The 17,633-nt window shown below is 65.7% G+C and carries 18 protein-coding genes; 14 read left to right on the forward strand and 4 right to left on the reverse strand.

Going from position 1 to position 17,633, the window contains the following annotated elements; all coding sequences use genetic code 11:
- Nucleotides 1-7: 7 nt before the first annotated feature.
- The 4 genes from WMC41_RS24740 (at nucleotide 8) to WMC41_RS24755 (ending at nucleotide 4,155) form a co-directional block, all read left to right on the forward strand.
- Complete coding sequence (locus tag WMC41_RS24740; RefSeq protein WP_432348564.1) at nucleotides 8-763, forward strand: SDR family oxidoreductase; 756 nt, start codon at nucleotides 8-10, stop codon at nucleotides 761-763.
- Nucleotides 760-1,656, forward strand: coding sequence for an aldose 1-epimerase (locus tag WMC41_RS24745; RefSeq protein WP_432348565.1), 897 nt, complete (start codon nucleotides 760-762; stop codon nucleotides 1,654-1,656). The genes WMC41_RS24740 and WMC41_RS24745 overlap by 4 nt, the downstream gene beginning before the upstream one ends.
- Before the next feature lie 199 nt (nucleotides 1,657-1,855).
- Complete coding sequence (locus WMC41_RS24750; RefSeq protein WP_432348566.1) at nucleotides 1,856-3,010, forward strand: CaiB/BaiF CoA transferase family protein; 1,155 nt, start codon at nucleotides 1,856-1,858, stop codon at nucleotides 3,008-3,010.
- The gene (locus WMC41_RS24755; RefSeq protein ID WP_432348567.1) at nucleotides 3,010-4,155 is read left to right on the forward strand and encodes an extracellular solute-binding protein; all 1,146 of its coding nucleotides are present in this window, start codon (nucleotides 3,010-3,012) and stop codon (nucleotides 4,153-4,155) included. The genes WMC41_RS24750 and WMC41_RS24755 overlap by 1 nt, the downstream gene beginning before the upstream one ends.
- A 25-nt stretch (nucleotides 4,156-4,180) precedes the next feature.
- Here WMC41_RS24755 and WMC41_RS24760 read toward each other — a convergent pair whose 3' ends face one another.
- Nucleotides 4,181-4,993, reverse strand: coding sequence for an IclR family transcriptional regulator (locus WMC41_RS24760; RefSeq protein ID WP_432348569.1), 813 nt, complete (start codon nucleotides 4,991-4,993; stop codon nucleotides 4,181-4,183).
- 158 nt (nucleotides 4,994-5,151) lie between these two features.
- Between WMC41_RS24760 and WMC41_RS24765 the strand changes: the two genes are divergently transcribed.
- The 10 genes from WMC41_RS24765 to WMC41_RS24810 all read left to right on the forward strand — a co-directional run bounded on the left by WMC41_RS24765 (nucleotide 5,152) and on the right by WMC41_RS24810 (nucleotide 15,169).
- Nucleotides 5,152-6,468: a sugar ABC transporter substrate-binding protein gene (locus tag WMC41_RS24765; protein WP_432348570.1), complete on the forward strand. Its 1,317-nt coding sequence runs from the start codon at nucleotides 5,152-5,154 to the stop codon at nucleotides 6,466-6,468.
- 558 nt (nucleotides 6,469-7,026) lie between these two features.
- Nucleotides 7,027-7,923 (forward strand): carbohydrate ABC transporter permease, encoded by an 897-nt coding sequence (locus WMC41_RS24770; RefSeq protein WP_432348572.1) that lies wholly within the window; start codon nucleotides 7,027-7,029, stop codon nucleotides 7,921-7,923.
- Between the two features lie 16 nt (nucleotides 7,924-7,939).
- Complete coding sequence (locus tag WMC41_RS24775) at nucleotides 7,940-8,806, forward strand: carbohydrate ABC transporter permease (protein ID WP_432348574.1); 867 nt, start codon at nucleotides 7,940-7,942, stop codon at nucleotides 8,804-8,806.
- A gap of 3 nt (nucleotides 8,807-8,809) precedes the next feature.
- Nucleotides 8,810-9,907 carry an ABC transporter ATP-binding protein gene (locus WMC41_RS24780; RefSeq protein WP_432348576.1) on the forward strand — a complete coding sequence of 366 codons (1,098 nt, stop codon included), beginning with the start codon at nucleotides 8,810-8,812 and terminating at the stop codon, nucleotides 9,905-9,907.
- A 1-nt stretch (nucleotide 9,908) separates the two neighbouring features.
- Nucleotides 9,909-11,027, forward strand: a complete 1,119-nt coding sequence (locus tag WMC41_RS24785; protein WP_432348578.1) for a mandelate racemase/muconate lactonizing enzyme family protein — start codon at nucleotides 9,909-9,911, stop codon at nucleotides 11,025-11,027.
- A gap of 3 nt (nucleotides 11,028-11,030) precedes the next feature.
- Entirely contained in the window at nucleotides 11,031-11,360 is a 330-nt protein-coding gene (locus WMC41_RS24790; protein WP_244766614.1) for an L-rhamnose mutarotase, read from the forward strand.
- Between the two features lie 203 nt (nucleotides 11,361-11,563).
- Nucleotides 11,564-12,631 (forward strand): Gfo/Idh/MocA family protein, encoded by a 1,068-nt coding sequence (locus WMC41_RS24795; RefSeq protein WP_432348580.1) that lies wholly within the window; start codon nucleotides 11,564-11,566, stop codon nucleotides 12,629-12,631.
- Nucleotides 12,632-12,644: 13 nt separating this feature from the next.
- Entirely contained in the window at nucleotides 12,645-13,094 is a 450-nt protein-coding gene (locus WMC41_RS24800; RefSeq protein WP_432348582.1) for a MaoC/PaaZ C-terminal domain-containing protein, read from the forward strand.
- Between the two features lie 19 nt (nucleotides 13,095-13,113).
- Nucleotides 13,114-13,848 carry an SDR family oxidoreductase gene (locus WMC41_RS24805; protein WP_244766617.1) on the forward strand — a complete coding sequence of 245 codons (735 nt, stop codon included), beginning with the start codon at nucleotides 13,114-13,116 and terminating at the stop codon, nucleotides 13,846-13,848.
- Nucleotides 13,849-13,894: 46 nt separating this feature from the next.
- The gene (locus tag WMC41_RS24810) at nucleotides 13,895-15,169 is read left to right on the forward strand and encodes an L-fuconate dehydratase (protein ID WP_432348585.1); all 1,275 of its coding nucleotides are present in this window, start codon (nucleotides 13,895-13,897) and stop codon (nucleotides 15,167-15,169) included.
- Nucleotides 15,170-15,214: 45 nt separating this feature from the next.
- On the opposite strand, the gene WMC41_RS24815 is transcribed toward WMC41_RS24810, so the two are convergent.
- From WMC41_RS24815 to glnP, 3 genes are read right to left on the reverse strand one after another with little or no spacing between them, the layout of a single operon-like run.
- Nucleotides 15,215-16,258 (reverse strand): C45 family autoproteolytic acyltransferase/hydolase, encoded by a 1,044-nt coding sequence (locus WMC41_RS24815; RefSeq protein ID WP_432348587.1) that lies wholly within the window; start codon nucleotides 16,256-16,258, stop codon nucleotides 15,215-15,217.
- On the reverse strand, nucleotides 16,248-16,976 hold the full coding sequence (gene glnQ, locus WMC41_RS24820) for a glutamine ABC transporter ATP-binding protein GlnQ (RefSeq protein WP_064333136.1): 729 nt from the start codon (nucleotides 16,974-16,976) through the stop codon (nucleotides 16,248-16,250). Before glnQ ends, WMC41_RS24815 begins: the two co-directional genes overlap by 11 nt.
- Nucleotides 16,973-17,629, reverse strand: a complete 657-nt coding sequence (glnP, locus tag WMC41_RS24825; RefSeq protein WP_244766620.1) for a glutamine ABC transporter permease GlnP — start codon at nucleotides 17,627-17,629, stop codon at nucleotides 16,973-16,975. Before glnP ends, glnQ begins: the two co-directional genes overlap by 4 nt.
- Nucleotides 17,630-17,633 lie beyond the last annotated feature (4 nt).

Here is a 17,633-nt window from a genome sequence, read left to right on the forward strand (position 1 = left end):
GGAGACCATGACAGAGCTTTCGGGAAAGACCGTCCTCATCACCGGCGCGCTCGGCACGCTTGGCCGCGCCCAGGCCGCGCGGCTCGCCCGGGCCGGCGCCAGCCTCCTGCTGCTCGACCGGCCGGCGGCCGAGGGCGGCACGGCCTTCGCGGCGGATATTGCCGCGACACATGATGTGAAGGCAGCCTATGTCGGCGAGGACCTGAACGACCTTGTCGCGGCGGAACGGCGGGCGGCATCGCTTTCGCGCGAGCATGGCGGCATCGACATCCTCATCAACAATGCGGCGCTGATCATCAACAAGCCGTTCGAGGATTTTTCGCTGGAGGAATACGAGGACCAGGTCCGCGTCAATTCCTCCGCCGCCTTCGCGCTTGCCCGGGCGGTCGCGCCGGCGATGAAGGAAAAGCGCTACGGCAAGATCGTCAATTTCTGCTCGGTCACCCTGAACGGGCGCTGGGACGGTTACGTGCCCTATGTCGCCTCGAAGGGCGCGATGCTGGGCCTGACGAAATCGCTGGCGCGCGAACTCGGTCCGCATGGCGTGCGCGTCAACGCGGTCTCGCCGGGCGCGGTGGTGTCCGAGGCGGAGGCCCGCGTCTTCGCCGATCGCCTGCAGCAGTACAATGACTGGATCCTCGAAAACCAGTCGCTGAAGGCGCGCATCCAGCCGGCGGATGTCGCCGATCTCGTGCACTTCCTCGTCTCGCCGGCCTCCGACATGATTGCCGGCCAGAACATCGCGATCGACGGCGGCTGGTGATGGCGGTCGAACTCGATAACGGGGCGGCGCGCATCCGCGTGCGGCCCGATCTCGGCGCCGGCCTGACATGTTTCGATGTCAGGCACGGCGGCGCGTGGCAGCCGGTCTTCCGCACGGTGGATCCCGCCACGGCCCATCCCTTCGCGCTTTCCAATATCCTTCTCGTGCCGTTTTCCGGCCGGGTCTCCGGCGGTGGCTTTACCTTCGACGGTGCCTTTCACGCCCTGCCGCGCAATATGGAGACGGAGCCCTATCCGATCCACGGCAACGGTTTTTCCGCCGCATGGACGGAGGTCTCCCGGAGCGACGATTCCATCACCCTGACCTTATTATCGGACGGGCCGGGGCCGTTCCGCTACGAGGCGACGATGTCCTATCGCCTTGAAGGCACCGGCCTCGTGATGGAACTGAGCCTTGCCAATCGCGCCGAAACGCGGCTGCCCTACGGCGCCGGCTTCCACCCCTGGTTCGTGCGCGATGCGGATACGACGCTCGCCGCGCCGTCGAAGGGCGTCTGGCTGGAGCGCGACGACCATCTTCCGAAGGCCTACGCGCCCGTCGCAGCGCATCCGGATATGGATTTCAACGTGCCGCGGCCCCTGCCGCCGCGCTGGATCAACAACTGGTTTGACGGCTGGGACGGCAAGGCGCGTATCGACTGGCCGGCGCGCGGGCTGCGGGCCGAGGTCGAGGCAAGCGAGGCGCTGGGCCAATATGTGGTCTTCTCGCCCGCCGCCGATGCAGACTTCTTCTGCTTCGAGCCGGTGAGCCATCCCGTCGATGCCTTCAACCTGCCCGACCGGCCGGACGCTTACGGCCTGAAGGTGCTTTCTCCCGGCGAGACGCTGGACATCTGGACCCGCGTCGCCGTTTCGCCGCACAAAACGGCCTGACCCCGCAAGGTATCCGACCTGCACACCCTGGCAGCCCATATGGTTGCCGGGGCTGATCGCGTGGCTGCGGTGGGGGAAGCGTCCGTCCATATAGCGTCTGATGGGGTTCCGAGGCTTGAAACATCCATCCATATATGAAAGAGTAATTCAAATAAGAATTCCAGTGGCTCAACCTTCGGGAGCGCAGGAGGACATGCGCATGCAGGATGAGACGGGACTTCTGGCCGGCCTGACCGTGGTCGATATGAGCCAGTTCCTCTCCGGTCCCTATTGTTCGTTGCGGCTTGCCGATCTCGGCGCCCGCGTCATCAAGATCGAGCGGCCGGATGGCGGCGATCTCTCCCGTCGGCTCTATCTCAGCGACATCGAGATCGGCGGCGATTCGACGCTTTTCCACGCCATCAACCGCGGCAAGGAAAGTCTCGGCATCGACCTGAAGGACCCCGACGACCTCGCCTTCCTGCGCAGGCTTCTCGGCAAGGCCGACGTGCTTATCCAGAATTTCCGCCCGGGTGTCATCGAACGCCTCGGGCTCGATCATGCGGCCGTCAGGGCGATCAACCCGGCGATCGTCTATGCCTCGATCAGCGGCTATGGCGAGGATGGCCCCTGGGTCATGCGCCCGGGGCAGGATCTCCTGGCGCAGGCACGCTCCGGCCTGATGTGGCTGAACGGTGACGAGGCGCAGGAGCCGGTGCCCTTCGGCCTTGCGGTCGCCGACATGCTCGCCGGTGCCAATGCCTGCCAGGGCATCCTCGCCGCCCTCGTGCGCCGCGGCATGTCCGGCAAGGGCGCCCATATCCAGACGAGCCTGCTCGAAAGCCTTGTCGATTTCCAGTTCGAGGTGCTGACCACCCATCTCAACGACGGCGGCCGCAAGCCGAAGCGCTCGGATTTCCGCAGCGCGCATGCCTATCTCTCCGCGCCCTACGGCGTCTATCCGGCAAAGGACGGTTACCTCGCGATCGCCATGACGCCGCTCGGCCGCCTGCAGGACCTGCTGCAGATCGAGGCGCTGGCGCCCTATCGCGACGACAGCAGGGCCTGGTTCACCGCACGCGATGCGATCAAGCGGATCATCGCCGGCCGCATCGCGACCGGGACCGTCGAGCATTGGCTCTCCATCCTGGAGCCGGCGGACATCTGGTGCTCGAAGGTGCTGGAATGGCCGGAGCTTCTGGCCAGCGACGGTTTCCGCATCCTCGACATGCTGCAGACGGTGACGCGCGAGGATGCGGTTTCGATCGGCACGACCCGCTGCCCCGTGCGCGTGAACGGCCGGCGCCCACTCGGCCATCGCGCCGCGCCGCGCGTCGGCGAGCATTCGGCGGCGATCCGCGCGGAGTTCGCGTGATGGGCGCGATCACGCTGAGGGGCATGACCTGGAGCCATCCGCGCGGCTACGACCCGATGGTGGCCTGCGCGCAGGACTGGAGCGCCAGGACCGGCGTCTCCATCGAATGGGACAAGCGCTCGCTGCAGGATTTCGAGAGCTTTCCGGTCGAGGACCTCGCGCGCCGCTACGACCTCATCGTCATCGACCATCCGCATGTCGGGCAGATCATGGCGGAAGGCTGCCTCACGCCGCTGGACCTGCCCGGCCGCGAGGCGGCCTTCGCGGCCCTTGCAGGCGGCAGCGTCGGCCTCTCCTTCCCGAGCTACAACTGGCAGGGTCGCCAATGGGCCTTCCCGATCGACGCGGCCACCCAGGTGCTCGCCTTCCGGCCGGATCGGCTGGGCAGGGCACCGGGCACATGGACGGAGGTGCTGGATTTGGCAAAGGCCGGCGAAATGCTGCTGCCGCTGCGCCCGCCGCATTCCCTGATGTGTCTCTTCACGCTCTGCGGCAATCTCGGCCGGCCCTGCGCGGTGGAACGGGACCGGCCCTTCGTCGATGCCGAAATCGGCGTGCAGGCGATCGAGATGATCCGGGAGCTTGCCGCGCTCGCCGACCCTGCCTGCACCGGCATGGATCCCATCGCCGTGCTGGACCGGATGGGCGAGGCGGGATCGCGCTACAGTCTCTCGCCGCTGATCTACGGTTATGTCAGCTACTCCCTCGCCGGCTTCCGGGCAAACCGCATCGCCTTTGCCGACATGCCGGTTGCCGGCGATGCGGGGCCGGTCGGTTCTGCGCTGGGTGGCACGGGCATCGCCGTTTCCGCCTTCTCGGCGCAGCGCGAGGCGGCCGTGGATTTCGCCTATTGGGTTGCGGCCGGGCCGCAGCAGGCGGGCCGCTACTGGCAGGCCGGCGGCCAGCCCGGCCATGCGGCGGGCTGGGAGGACGAGGGGGCCAATGCCGCGACGCTCGGCTTCTACCGCAACACGCGCCGGACGCTGGAGGGCGCCTGGCTGCGCCCCCGGCATGCCGGCTACATGCCCTTCCAGGACGCCGCCTCGCAGCGCATCAACCAGGCCGTGACGGGTAGCGCGCCGGCGTCAAACGCCGTTGCGGACCTCAATGCGCTCTTCCTGGAGAGTTTTGCGGGGGACGGATGAGCCGTATCTTCGCCGCGCCGGCGAATCATGCCTTCAGATGCGAAGGCTGTTGCTCCTCGGCGTTGAAGCCGGCACCTGCCATTTCCGACAGCCTGCGCGTTGTCTCGCCGAGCAGCTGGATGGTCGTCGAGATATCCGGCGCGACCGGCGCGTTGATCAGGGTAATGTAGGGGATCGTCAGGGCGGCGATCGCCCTGCCGTCCGCGCCGAGCACGGGCGCCGAAAGGTTGATGACGCCCGCCGTCTGGGCGCTCGGCATCATTTCGTAGCCGCGCGAGCGGATGAGATCGAGCCGCGCCAGGAATTCCGGCGTGACGCGCATGTCCGTGCCGCCGTCGCCGACATGCTCGGCGATCATGCGCAGGCGTTCTTCCGGCGAGCGGAAGGCGAGCAGCGCGTGACCGGAGCCCGTGTCGAACAGGCCGATGCGCGAGCCGACGCGGATCGAGATGCCCCAGTAGCCGGGTGCTTCCTGCTGGGTGATGACGACGGGGTTGCCGCGGTCGAAGACGACGAGCTGGTTGGCCTGGCGCGAGGCTTCGGCCAGTTCACGCATCAGCGGCACGGCGAAGGAGACGAGCCGGCGCACCGGCGCGTGCAGTTGCGCGAGGCCGAAGAGTTTCAGGGTCAGCGAGAAGCGGTCGCCGTCGATGCGGGTGACGTAGCCGCGTTTCACCAGCCGGTCGAGCATGCGGTAGAATTCGTTCGGGCTGCGATCGAGCCGCTTGGCGATCTCCGCCTGGGTGAGGCCGCCGTCGACGCCGGCGAGGAGCTCCAGGATATCGAGGCCCTTGTCGAGCGCCGGCGCCCTGTAGCGATCGTTTTCCTCGTCCGACACCCGAATTCCTCCAGTGAATGAGTAGATTCATATACGCAGAAACAAGGCGTGACAATCCCGGGATGCCGATTTGCGCTTGACGATATGTAAATAGTAAGTTTGTATATGAATGAAGCTCTTATTGGTAAGGGCTGGCGAGAAGCCAATGGGAGGAGAAGATGACGAGATTTCTAGCCGGCATTGCCGCCGGTGCCGTGATCTGCGCGTGGGCGGGCGCAGCGCTCGCCGCCGATCTGCCGGGAAAATTCGAGGGCGTCACCGTCGATGCGAAGCTCATCGGCGGCCAGCAGTATGAAGCGCTCTATGCGCGCATTGCCGAATGGGAGAAGGCGACCGGCGCGAAGGTGAACGTTCTTTCCAAGAAGAACCATTTCGAGCTGGACAAGGAGATCAAGTCGGACATCGCGACCGGCAACATCACCTGGTGCGTCGGCTCGAACCATTCGTCCTTTGCCCCGCAATATCCCGACATCTACACCGATCTTTCGGCGCTCCTGCCGAAGGAGGAGATCGATGCCTTCGTGCCGGCCAACATCGCCTCCTCGACGCTCGACGGCAAGCTGGTGATGCTGCCGCGCGCGCAGTTCGACGTTTCCGCGCTCTACTACCAGAAGAGCCTTTATGAGGACGACGCGAAGAAGGCGGCGTTCAAGGGGAAATACGGCTACGATCTCGCCCCGCCGGACACCTGGCAGCAGGTCGCCGACCAGGCGGTCTTCTTCGCGAACCCGCCGGATTTCTACGGCACGCAATATGCCGGCAAGGAGGAGGCGATCAACGGCCGCTTCTATGAAATGCTGGTCGCCGAGGGCGGCGACTATCTCGACGCCGACGGCAAGCCGGCCTTCAACTCGGACGCGGGCGTTCGCGCCCTCGACTGGTTCGTCAACCTCTACAAGGCGAAGGCCGTGCCGGTCGGCACGACCAACTATCTGTGGGACGACCTCGGCCAGGGTTTCGCTTCCGGCACGATCGCCGTCAACCTCGACTGGCCCGGCTGGGCGAACTTCTTCAATGATCCGAAGTCTTCGAAGGTCGCCGGCAATGTCGGCGTGAAGGTGCAGCCGGCCGGCTCCTCCGGCAAGCGCACCGGCTGGTCCGGCCACCACGGTTTTTCCGTGACGGAAAGCTGCGCCAGCAAGGACGCCGCCGCCTCGCTCGTCTGGTTCCTCACCAACGAGGACAGCCAGAAGCTGGAATCCTCCGCCGGGCCGCTGCCGACGCGCACGGCCGTCTGGGACTACAATATCCAGCAGGCGGAAAGCGACGCGTACCGCAAGGAAGTCCTGACCGCCTTCCAGGAGGCGGCGAAGCACGCCTTCGCCGTGCCGCAGACGCCGGCCTGGATCGAGATCTCCAACGCCGTCTATCCGGAGCTGCAGGCCGCCATCCTCGGCGACAAGACCTCAAAGGAGGCGCTGGACGCGGCGGCCGAGAAGGCGACGCAGATCCTTGAGGATGCGGGCGCGCTCTGAGGCAAGCTTGCCCCTCACCCTGACCCTCTCCCCGCAAGCGGGGAGAGGGGACGTGCCTTACGAACGTTCATTGGCCGGGGAAACCGGCGCGGCATATCCCCTTCGCCCCGCTTGCGGGGAGAAGGTGGCGGCCCGGCAGGCCGGATGAGGGGCAGCGCCTATTGGCACCCTCGCCTCCGTCATGATCGGGCCTGACCCGACCACCCACCGCCTTGCGGACGCATGGATCCTCGGGTCAAGCCCGAGGATGACGTGGGTGGTGGGGCGGGCACTGTCCTGGACAAGTGGACCGGCCACCGCTCACCGCGACCGTTTTCTGATCGGCCGGCAGGCCGGACGAGGGGCTGAGGTGTCTCCGCAAGGAGTACGATACCGGCAGGGTCGCACCCTCTCCTCCGTCATCCTCGGGCTTGACCCGAGGATCCATGCGTCCGCATGAGTGGGGGGTGGGGCACCGCCCGAAACAAGCGAACCGGCGGCCGTCCGTAGCGGCCGCTTCTCGAAATACGGCCGGCGCCCGGAAAGGGCGGCCGACCGGAGCATATCCGAGAGGCAATCATGAAAGGCTGGAGGCCACCGGCGCCGTTTCTGCTTCTGCTGCCCGCCATCGTGGTGCTCGCGGCCGTCGTCATCGTTCCGCTCATCCTGTCGCTCTATTCGAGCTTCACGCCCTTCCGGCTGACGCAGCCCGCCTCGCTCTATACCTTCATCGGCTTTCGCAACTATGCGCGCATCCTGGCGGACCGCGAATTCTGGACGGCGTTCGGCCGCACCGTGCTCCTGCTCACCGTCGCGCTGAATGTCGAAATGCTGCTCGGCCTCGGCCTTGCCATGCTGGTGGAGAAGGCGACGAGCGGACAGCGGCTGCTGAGAACCATCATGATGTTCCCCATGATGTTCTCGCCGATCCTCGTCGGCTTCCAGTTCAAGTTCATGTTCAACGACAATATCGGCCTCGTGAACAACGCCCTGCAATCGCTCGGCCTGACGGATCAGGCGATCCCGTGGCTGATCGACGGCACGCTCGCCTTCACCGCGATCCTCGTCGCCGAAATCTGGTCGTCCACCTCGGTCTTCGCCATCCTCATCCTCGCGGGCCTGCTCGCCATGCCGAAGGAGCCGATCGAGGCGGCGCGCGTCGACGGCTGCACGCCCTGGCAGACCTTCCGCTACGTCACCTGGCCGTTCATCATGCCGTTTGCCTATATCGCCATGACCATCCGCTCGCTCGATGTCGCGCGCGCCTATGACATCGTGAAGATCATGACGGACGGCGGGCCGGCCAAGCGCACCGAGCTGCTGTGGACGCTCGTCTCGCGCACCGCCTATGCCGATGCCCGCATGGGCCTCGCCAATGCCATGGCCTATGTCGCGATCCTGCTTTCCATCCTCTTCACCGTCTATTTCTTCCGCAAGCTTGCGGCGGCGCGGACCCAGATCGCAGCCGAATGGTAAGGGGGGAGTGGCAAAGATGAACGAGAACACGAAAGCCCGCCTCAACGGCCTTCTCCTCTCCGCCGCGCACAAGATTGGCCTCTTCCTGGCGATGACCGTCATCTGCCTGCCGGGCCTGTGGATCGTGCTCGCCTCCTTCCGCCCGACGGTCGAGATCATGGCGAAGCCGCCGGTCTGGATCCCCGAGGACCTGTCCTTCGATGCCTATGTCGCGATGTTCTCCGGCGTCGGGCAGGGCGGCATTCCGGTCATCGAGTATTTCCGCAATTCGCTGATCATCTCCGTCACCTCGACGGCGATCGCGCTCGCCATCGGCATGGCCGGCGGCTATGCCTTCGCGCGTTTCCGCTTCAAGGCGAAATCCTCGATCTTCCTCGGCCTGATGCTGACGCGCACGGTGCCGGGCATCGCGCTCTCGCTGCCGCTGTTCTTCGTCTATTCGAAGCTCGGCATCATCGATACGCATTTCGGGCTGATCATGGCCTATGTGGCGCTCAACGTGCCCTTCACGATCTGGCTGATCGACGGCTTCTTCCGCCAGGTGCCGAGGGATCTTGCCGAGGCCGCGCAGATCGACGGCTGCACGCGCTGGCAGGCCTTCTGGCAGGTGGAGTTCCCGCTCGCCGGCCCCGGCATAGCCTCCGCCGGCATCTTCGCCTTCCTCACCTCCTGGAACGAATTCGCGCTCGCCTCGCAGCTCACCCGTTCCGTCAATTCCAAGACGCTGCCCGTCGGCCTGCTCGACTATACCGCGGAGTTCACCATCGACTGGCGCGGCATGTGCGCGCTGGCGGTGATCATGATCATCCCCGCCCTCGTGCTGACCTTCGTCGTGCAGAAGCATCTGGTGTCCGGCCTCACCTCCGGCGCAGTCAAAGGATAATCCATGGCAACCGTTTCCCTCGAAAAGCTGGTCAAGCGCTACGGCGCGGTCGAAGTGGTCCATGGCATCGACCTGGAGGTGGCCGACCGCGAGTTCATTGCTCTCGTCGGCCCCTCCGGCTGCGGCAAGTCGACGACGCTGCGCATGATCGCCGGGCTGGAACCGATCTCCGGCGGCAATCTCAGGATCGGCGGCAAGATCGTCAACGACCTGCCGCCGCGCTCGCGCAACCTCGCCATGGTTTTCCAGTCCTACGCGCTCTATCCGCATATGACGGTGCGCGAGAACATGGGCTTCTCGCTGAAGATCGCCGGCCAGACGCCGGAGGAGATCGCCCCGCGCGTGGAGGAGGCGGCAAAAACGCTCGACCTCGCGCATCTCCTCGACCGGCGGCCCTCGCAGCTTTCCGGCGGCCAGCGCCAGCGCGTCGCCATGGGCCGCGCCATCGTGCGCCAGCCGGAAGTCTTCCTCTTCGACGAGCCGCTGTCGAACCTCGATGCGAAGCTGAGGACCCAGATGCGCGTCGAGATCAAGAAGCTGCACGCCAAGGTGCAGTCGACGGTGATCTACGTCACGCACGACCAGGTGGAGGCGATGACGCTCGCCGACCGCATCGTCATCATGCGCGACGGTCATATCGAGCAGGTCGGCACGCCGGAGGACGTCTTCCAGCGGCCGAACTCGAAATTCGTCGCCGGCTTCATCGGCTCGCCGCCGATGAACCTCAAGGACGCCGAGATCGCCGATGGCCATGTGGTCTTTTCCAGTGGCGACCGCCTGCCGCTGCCGTCCCGCTTCAGGGATCGGGTGACGGCGAGCCAGAAGGTCACCTTCGGCCTGCGACCGGACGATCTCTATCCCGCCGGCCACGGCATCCATTCCGGTCAGGAGACCGACGTGCACAGGCACGACCTGCGCGTCATCCTCACCGAGCCGCTCGGCAACGAGACCCTCGTCTTCTCCGATTTCGGCGGCGCGGAATGGGTCGGCCGCATGCTGAACCCGCGGCGACTTGCGTCCGGCGAAGCGCTGCCCTTCTGCTTCGACCTCTCCCAGGCTCACCTCTTCGACGGTGAGACCGGCAAGACGCTCAGGGGCTGACATGGCGAGGATCGAACGCATCGAGCTGAAAATGGTCGACCTTCGTCCGAAGGTCGAGCGCACGGACGCCATCCAGAGCTTCGTTTCCCAGGAAACGCCGCTCGTCACCGTTACCGACAGCGACGGGGCGGTCGGCACCGGCTACAGCTACACAATCGGTACCGGCGGCTCCTCCGTCATGCGGCTTCTTGCCGATCATCTCGCGCCGCGCCTTCTCGGTCGCGACGCCGACCGGATAGAGGCGATCTGGCACGAGCTGGAATTTACGACCCATGCGACGACCATCGGCGCGATCACCTCGATCGCGCTCGCCGCCATCGACACCGCGCTCTGGGATTTGCGCGCGCGAAAACAGAACCTGCCGCTCTGGAAGCTCGCTGGCGGGGCGAAGGACCGCTGCCCGCTCTACACGACCGAGGGCGGCTGGCTGCATATTCCGGTGGAGGCGCTCGTCGAGGATGCGCTGGACGCCAAGGCGAAGGGTTTTTCCGGCTCCAAGGTGAAGATCGGCAAGCCGCATGGATCCGAGGATTTCGCGCGCCTCTCGGCCGTGCGCAAGGCGGTCGGCGACGGCTACGAGATCATGACGGACGCCAACCAGGGTTTTTCCGTCGACGAGGCGATCCGCCGGTCCGGGCGCCTGCGCGACCTCGACCTCGGTTGGATCGAGGAACCGTTGCCGGCGGACGACATCGACGGCCATGTCCGCCTCAACCGCGCGACGGCGACACCCATCGCCGTCGGCGAATCGCTCTATTCGATCCGCCATTTCCGCGAATACATGCAGAAGGGTGCCTGCTCCATCGTGCAGGTCGATGCCGGCCGCATCGGCGGCATCACGCCCTGGCTGAAGGTGGCGCATGTGGCGGAGGCCTTCGACATGCCCGTCTGCCCGCATTTCCTGATGGAGCTGCATGTCAGCCTGACCTGTGCGGTGCAGAACGGCAAATATGTCGAATACATCCCGCAACTCGACGACATCACCACCTCGCGCTTGACCATCGAGAACGGCATGGCGCTCGCACCCATGACGCCGGGCCTCGGCATCGATTGGGACTGGGATGCGATCCGCGCGCGCTCGATTGCCGAATTCGAGCGCGAAATCCGGGAAAGGGTCTAGGAGATGCAGCGCATCGGCATGGTGATCGGCGTGAAGCCGGAGAAGATCGAAGACTACAAGCGCCTGCACGCCGCCGTCTGGCCAGAGGTGCTGGCGATGATTTCCGCCTGCAATATCAGGAACTATTCGATCTTCCTGAAGGAGCCGGAGAACCTGCTGTTCTCCTTCTTCGAATATCACGGCAGCGACTATGCCGCCGACATGGCGAAGATGGCCGCCGACCCGAGGACGCAGGAATGGTGGGCCGTCTGCATGCCCTGCCAGTCGCCGCTCCGGACGCGGAAGGATGGCGAGTGGTGGGCGGGCATGGAAGAGGTGTTCTTTCATGCGTGAGGTTGTGGTTCACCCCCCTCTGCCCTGCCGGGCATCTCCCCCTCAAGGGGGGAGATCGGATGGAGCACCGTCTCGCCTATCTCCAGCGTTTCCGATTGAGCACGGGTTTTGCCTCTTGCCGATCTCCCCCCTTGAGGGGGAGATGCCCGGCAGGGCAGAGGGGGGTAAGGCTAAGGTCACGCCTCATCGTCAAGAGGTGTGCCATGACCTTTGACCCCCAAACCCTCACCCAGTCCTGGCCGCTGCCGGCGAACCCGCGTCCCATCGTCACCTTCGGCGCCGGCTCGATCGTCGGCGACGCGCATTATCCGGCCTATCGCAAGGCCGGCTTCCCGATCGCCGGCCTCTATGATCCGGACCACGACAAGGCGAAGGCGCTCGCCGAAAGGTGGAGCGTCACGGCCTACCGCTCCGTCAAGGAGGCCATTGCCGTCGAGAATGCGATCTTCGATCTCGCAACGCCCCCGGCGGCGCATGCGAACGTGCTGGCGGCGCTGCCGGAGGGGACGGCGGCGCTGATCCAGAAGCCGATAGGGGCCGACCTTTCCGCTGCGACGGAAATCCTGACGATCTGCCGCGACAGGAAGCTCAAGGCCGCCGTCAATTTCCAGCTTCGTTTCGCGCCGATGATGCTGGCGCTGAAGGACGCCATCGCCAGGGGGCTTCTCGGCGAGGTCGTCGATTTCGACGTCCATCTGGCGCTCGATACGCCCTGGCAGCTCTGGTCCTTCCTCGAAGGCCTGCCGCGCATCGAGATCGCCATGCACTCGATCCATTATCTCGACGTCATCCGCCAGGTGCTGGGCGATCCCGGGGGCGTGCACGCCAAGTCGATCGGCCACCCGAATCATGGGATGGCGCAGACGCGCACCACGGCAATCCTCGACTATGGCGACCGGGTCCGCTGCGCTCTTTCGGTCAACCACGACCACAGGTTCGGCCGCAGGCATCAGGCCTGCGAATTCCGCGTCTCGGGCACCGAGGGCGCGGCCTATCTCCAGCTCGGCGTCAATCTCGATTATCCGCGCGGCGAGCCCGACATTCTGGAGATCCATCCCAAGGGCGGCGAGGGCTGGGTGCCGGTGCCGCTGGAAGGAACGTGGTTCCCGGACGCCTTCGTCGGCCGCATGGCGAACCTTCAGCGCTTCATGTCGGGCGAAGACGCGGAACTCGTCTCCTCGGTCGAGGATGCATGGATGACCATGGCGCTCGTCGAGGCGGCCTATGCCTCCAGCGCCGCGCCCGCGACGCCGCTCGCCGCACGGCCCTAGACAGGAACAGGCTATGGAACAGGTCAAATATTTCGAAGACTATGAAATCGGCGAGGGGCGCAAGACGAGCGGCCGCACCATCACCGAGACCGATTTCGTCGTGCATGCCGGGCACACGGGCGATTTCTTCCCGCACCACATGGATGCCGAATTCATGAAGACGCAGCCTTTCGGCCAGCGCATCGCCCATGGCACGATGGTGTTTTCCATCGGAGTCGGGCTGACGGCGAGCGTCATCAATCCTGTTGCATTTTCCTACGGTTATGATCGCATGCGCTTCATCAGGCCCGTCTTCATCGGTGATACGATCCACACCCGCGTGACGATATCAAGTAAGGAGGATGATCCGAAACGCGCCGGCTTCGGCCGGGTGATCGAGCGCACGGAAGTCGTCAACCAGAAGGGCGAGGTCGTTCTCGCCGCAGACCATATCTACGTCGTCGAGCGCCGTCCGGGCGCCTGACGCACCACAAGGAGCCATCATGAGCCTTTCCCTTCAAGACAAGCGCGTCCTCATCACCGCCGCAGGCCAGGGCATCGGCAAGGCGAGCGCCATCGCCTTCGCCCGCGCCGGCGCCAAGGTCGTCGCGACCGACATCAATGCCGATGCGCTGAAAAGCCTTGCCGGCGAGGCGGGCATCGAGACCTATGTGCTCGACGTCCTGAGCGAGGAGGCGGTCAACCGCGTGGTCTCGGCGACCGGCCCGTTCGACGTGCTCTTCAACTGCGCCGGCTTCGTGCATGCCGGCACGATCCTGGACATGCCGGACAAGGACCTCGATTTTGCCTTCGACCTCAATGTCCGCGCCATGGTGCGCACCATCCGCGCCGTGCTGCCGGCGATGCTGGAGAAGAAGGACGGCGCGATCATCAACATGGCCTCGGTCGCCTCCAGCATGAAGGGCGTGCCGAACCGGGCGGCCTACACCATCACCAAGGCGGCGGTCGTCGGGCTCACCAAGTCGGTGGCGGCCGACTACGTGGCTGAGGGCATCCGCTGCAACTGCATCTGCCCCGGCACGGTGGAAAGCCCCTCGCTGCAGGATCGCCTGCGCGCGCAGGGCGACTACGAGACGGCGCGCGCGGCCTTCATCGCCCGCCAGCCGATCGGCCGCATCGGTACGCCGGAAGAGATCGCCGACCTCGCCGTCTACCTCGCGAGCGCCACCTACACGACCGGACAGGCCTACGCCATCGACGGCGGCTGGACCATCTGAGACATTTTTTAGCCGGCAGAGCGCCGGCCATTGCAAGGGCCGCACCATGACCAAGATCACCAGCCTTCGCTCGATCGACCTGCGCTTTCCCACCTCGCAAAGCCTCGACGGCTCGGACGCCATGAACCCGGATCCGGACTATTCGGCCGCCTATGTGGTGCTCGGCACGGATGCGCCCGGCCTCGAAGGCCATGGCCTCACCTTCACCATCGGCCGCGGCAACGAGATCTGCTGCCTGGCGATCGAGGCGATGAAGCATCTGGTGGTCGGCCTCGACCTTGCCTGGGTGCGCGAAAATCCCGGCCGCTTCTGGCGTCATGTCACGAGCGACAGCCAGCTGCGCTGGATCGGCCCGGACAAGGGCGCGATGCATCTGGCGACCGGGGCTGTGGTGAATGCCGTCTGGGACCTCCTGGCCAAGCAGGCGGGCAAACCCGTCTGGCGGCTCGTCGCCGAGATGAGCCCGGAGCAGATCCTCTCCATCGTCGATTTCCGCTACCTGACGGATGCGCTGACGCCGGAGGAGGCGCTGGCCATCCTGAAGAAGGCGGAGCCAAGCAAGGCGGAGCGCATCGCGACGCTGGAGAAGGAAGGTTACCCCTGCTACACGACCTCGGCCGGCTGGCTCGGCTATGACGACGAGAAGCTGCGCCGCCTCTGCCAGGAGGCCGTCGACCAGGGGTTCACCCATATCAAGATGAAGGTCGGCCGTGACCTCGAAGACGACAAGCGGCGCCTGCGCATCGCCCGCGAGGTGATCGGCGACGAGCGCACCATGATGATCGACGCCAACCAGATCTGGGAGGTGGGGCAGGCGATCGACTGGGTGTCGGAGCTGAAACCCTACAAGCCCTTCTTCATCGAGGAGCCGACGAGCCCGGACGACATCGCCGGCCACAAGGCGATCCGGCAGGCCGTGCATCCGGTCAAGGTGGCGACGGGCGAGATGTGCCAGAACCGCATCATCTTCAAGCAGATGATCGCCGGCGGCGCGATCGACATCGTGCAGATCGACAGTTGCCGCATGGGCGGCCTCAACGAAGTGCTCGCCGTGCTTCTGATGGCGGCGAAATACGGCCTGCCGGTCTGGCCGCATGCCGGCGGCGTCGGCCTTTGCGAATATGTCCAGCATCTTTCGATGATCGACTACATCGCCGTCTCGGGCACGAAGGAGGGCAGGGTGATCGAATATGTCGACCACCTGCACGAGCATTTCGTCGATCCCTGCCGCATCGAGAACGCCGCCTATATGCCGCCCGCGCGGCCGGGTTTCTCCATCGAGATGAAGCCGGAGTCGATCGCGGCCTATACGTTCGGGTGACGAGGGGCGAGGCAGCTGTCTCCGTGGCCTCTTCGACAGGGGATATCAGGACACGGGCTTGAGGGTGCCGTCCATCACGAAGCGGGGCGTCTCCTCCGGGCGGTCGTGAACCTGCCAGCGGATGGCGTTCGCGCCGATGTGGAACACGGCGGTCGCCAGCGTGTTCTCGTGGTCCGGGTCGTCCGGCTGCGCACGGTAGATGGGCAGCGGCGCTACGGCCTTGTCCCACAGGATGGCGCGTGGATCCCGCAGGCCTTCTCCGCCCTCGGCGATGAGTTGGTCCCCGCGTTGCTGCCGGGACCGGGAGGAGCCGGTGATCACCTGCCGCTCGCCGGCCATGCCGGCATGAACGAGGTGGTTGGCGTGGCATTGCGGGCGCTCGAGCGTGACGGCGGAGCAGTGCTTGTGGGTGAATTCCACGCCGACAAGCCGCGGATCGCCCCTTTGCCCGAGCGTCATGTGGAACGCGCCGGCGCGTTCCGAGCTCTCCAGCAGGCGGACAGCCGCGTCGATCGACGGGCAATCCAGCAGGGCGCGCCCAAGCACCATGCGCGGCAGGCCGGCGCCGACACCGCGCGAGCGGATGTTGTTGACGGTCTGGACGAGACCCGTCGCCGTCACCGCAAAGGTGTGGCCGGGGATCGAGGCCGGGTAGACGAAGCTGGTGAAAGCCGTGCCGCCCTCGGGGCGGATATGGGCGAGCGCGCAATGGCCGCGAAAGCCGGGATCGCCGTCCTCGTTGTGAGCGAGCAGCGGTTCGACGCCGGGTATCTGCACCGTCGTGCAGCCGTCCGGCGCGAAGGCCCAGAGGTCGCCGCGGCAGTTCCACAGGAAGACGTCGTCGAAGGGAAGATCGAGGCCGAGGGCGAGGCCCTGCAGTTCCGCCCAACAGGCGGGGAAGCGGGCCTCCACCATCCGGCGCATCGCGGCAACGCGCGGATCCGCGCGAAAGGCGAGGACCGAGGCCCAGGCATGGCCGTGCACGAGGTGGCGATGGGCGATGTCGCGGCCGAAACGGCCGAGCTGGAGGCCGATCTCCCGCGGCATGCCGGCGATCTCGATGAAACCCAGCCGGTTTTCAGTGGACATGCTGCAAGAACTCCCGCAGGCGTGGATTTTCCGGATTGGCGAGCAGGTCGGCCGGCTTGCCGTCGACGGAGATCTTGCCGTCCTCCATGAAGATCAGCCGCGTGCCGACCTGGCGGGCAAAGGCCATTTCATGCGTGACGACGATCATCGTCATGCCCTCCTCGGCGAGCGCCTGCATGACGCGCAGCACCTCGTGGCGCAGCTCCGGGTCGAGCGCGGAGGTCGGCTCGTCGAACAGCATCAGCTTCGGCTTGACGGCCAGCGCCCGGGCGATCGCCACGCGCTGCTGCTGCCCGCCGGAAAGCTCGGCCGGATAGTGATGGCCGCGCTCGGCAAGGCCCACCTTGGCGAGCAGCGCCCTGGCCTGTTCCTCGGCCTCGGCACGGCTGATGCCGCGCACCCGCCGGGGGCCGAAGGCGACGTTCTCCAGCGCCGTCATCTGCGGGAAGAGGTTGAACTGCTGGAAGACCATGCCGGCCTCCTGGCGGATGAGCCGCACCTGCGAGCGGCCGGCCTTGACGCTGATATTGTCGACGACGAGATCCCCGCCATTGATCTCCTCCAGCGCATTGATGCAGCGAAGCAGCGTCGACTTTCCCGAGCCGGACGGGCCGATCAGCACGACCACCTCGCCCTTGTCGATGTTGAGGTCGACCTCGCGCAGCACCACGACGGGGCCGAAGGTCTTGGTGACGTTTCGAAATTCCACGATGCTCACAGGATTCGCATCCTCTTTTCGGTGACGCGCAGGATCAGTGTCAGGGTTCCGGTCATCAGCAGGTAGAGGATCGCCACCGCGCTCCAGATCTCGACCGCGCGGAAGTTGGCGGCCATGATCTCCTGGCCCTGGCGGGTGAGCTCGCCGACGCCGATGACGATGAACAGCGAGGTGTCCTTGAGGCTGACGATGAACTGGTTGCCGAGCGGCGGGATCATGCGCCGGAAGGCGACGGGGCCGATGATGTAGACCAGCACCTTCCACAACGGCAGGCCGAGCGCGAGGCCAGCCTCCTTCAGGCCCCGGTGCACGGAAAGGAACGAGCCGCGCACGATCTCCGCGATATAGGCGCCGGCGTTGACGACGATCGCCGTGACGGCGGCGGTCATCGGATTGACGCGGATATCGGCGAGAACCGGCAGCGCGAAATAGATGAACATCACCTGCACGACGATCGGCGTGCCGCGGATGAGCTCGATATAGGCAAAGGCGACGGCGTTCAGGAATGCATTGCCATAGGCGCGCATCAGGCCCGCGACGAAGCCGACGGCAAGGCCGCCCACGAGGCCGGCAAGGGTGATGAGGATGGTAAGGCGTGCGCCGCTCAACAGGGCGGGCATGGCCTCGCCGATGACGGACCAGTCGAATTCCATGAAA

It is taken from the genome of Shinella yambaruensis (assembly GCF_050859155.1).
Classification (GTDB): Bacteria; Pseudomonadota; Alphaproteobacteria; order Rhizobiales; family Rhizobiaceae; genus Shinella; species Shinella yambaruensis.

Coding starts and splice junctions, on each gene's coding strand:
- WMC41_RS24770 (WP_432348572.1), top strand. CDS start 7,027: ATGAAAGGCTGGAGGCCACCGGCGCCGTTTCTGCTTCTGCTGCCCGCC.
- WMC41_RS24810 (WP_432348585.1), top strand. CDS start 13,895: ATGACCAAGATCACCAGCCTTCGCTCGATCGACCTGCGCTTTCCCACC.
- WMC41_RS24755 (WP_432348567.1), top strand. CDS start 3,010: ATGGGCGCGATCACGCTGAGGGGCATGACCTGGAGCCATCCGCGCGGC.
- WMC41_RS24815 (WP_432348587.1), bottom strand. CDS start 16,258: ATGTCCACTGAAAACCGGCTGGGTTTCATCGAGATCGCCGGCATGCCG.
- WMC41_RS24800 (WP_432348582.1), top strand. CDS start 12,645: ATGGAACAGGTCAAATATTTCGAAGACTATGAAATCGGCGAGGGGCGC.
- WMC41_RS24780 (WP_432348576.1), top strand. CDS start 8,810: ATGGCAACCGTTTCCCTCGAAAAGCTGGTCAAGCGCTACGGCGCGGTC.
- WMC41_RS24785 (WP_432348578.1), top strand. CDS start 9,909: ATGGCGAGGATCGAACGCATCGAGCTGAAAATGGTCGACCTTCGTCCG.
- WMC41_RS24805 (WP_244766617.1), top strand. CDS start 13,114: ATGAGCCTTTCCCTTCAAGACAAGCGCGTCCTCATCACCGCCGCAGGC.
- WMC41_RS24740 (WP_432348564.1), top strand. CDS start 8: ATGACAGAGCTTTCGGGAAAGACCGTCCTCATCACCGGCGCGCTCGGC.
- glnP (WP_244766620.1), bottom strand. CDS start 17,629: ATGGAATTCGACTGGTCCGTCATCGGCGAGGCCATGCCCGCCCTGTTG.
- WMC41_RS24775 (WP_432348574.1), top strand. CDS start 7,940: ATGAACGAGAACACGAAAGCCCGCCTCAACGGCCTTCTCCTCTCCGCC.
- WMC41_RS24790 (WP_244766614.1), top strand. CDS start 11,031: ATGCAGCGCATCGGCATGGTGATCGGCGTGAAGCCGGAGAAGATCGAA.
- WMC41_RS24765 (WP_432348570.1), top strand. CDS start 5,152: ATGACGAGATTTCTAGCCGGCATTGCCGCCGGTGCCGTGATCTGCGCG.
- WMC41_RS24750 (WP_432348566.1), top strand. CDS start 1,856: ATGCAGGATGAGACGGGACTTCTGGCCGGCCTGACCGTGGTCGATATG.
- WMC41_RS24795 (WP_432348580.1), top strand. CDS start 11,564: ATGACCTTTGACCCCCAAACCCTCACCCAGTCCTGGCCGCTGCCGGCG.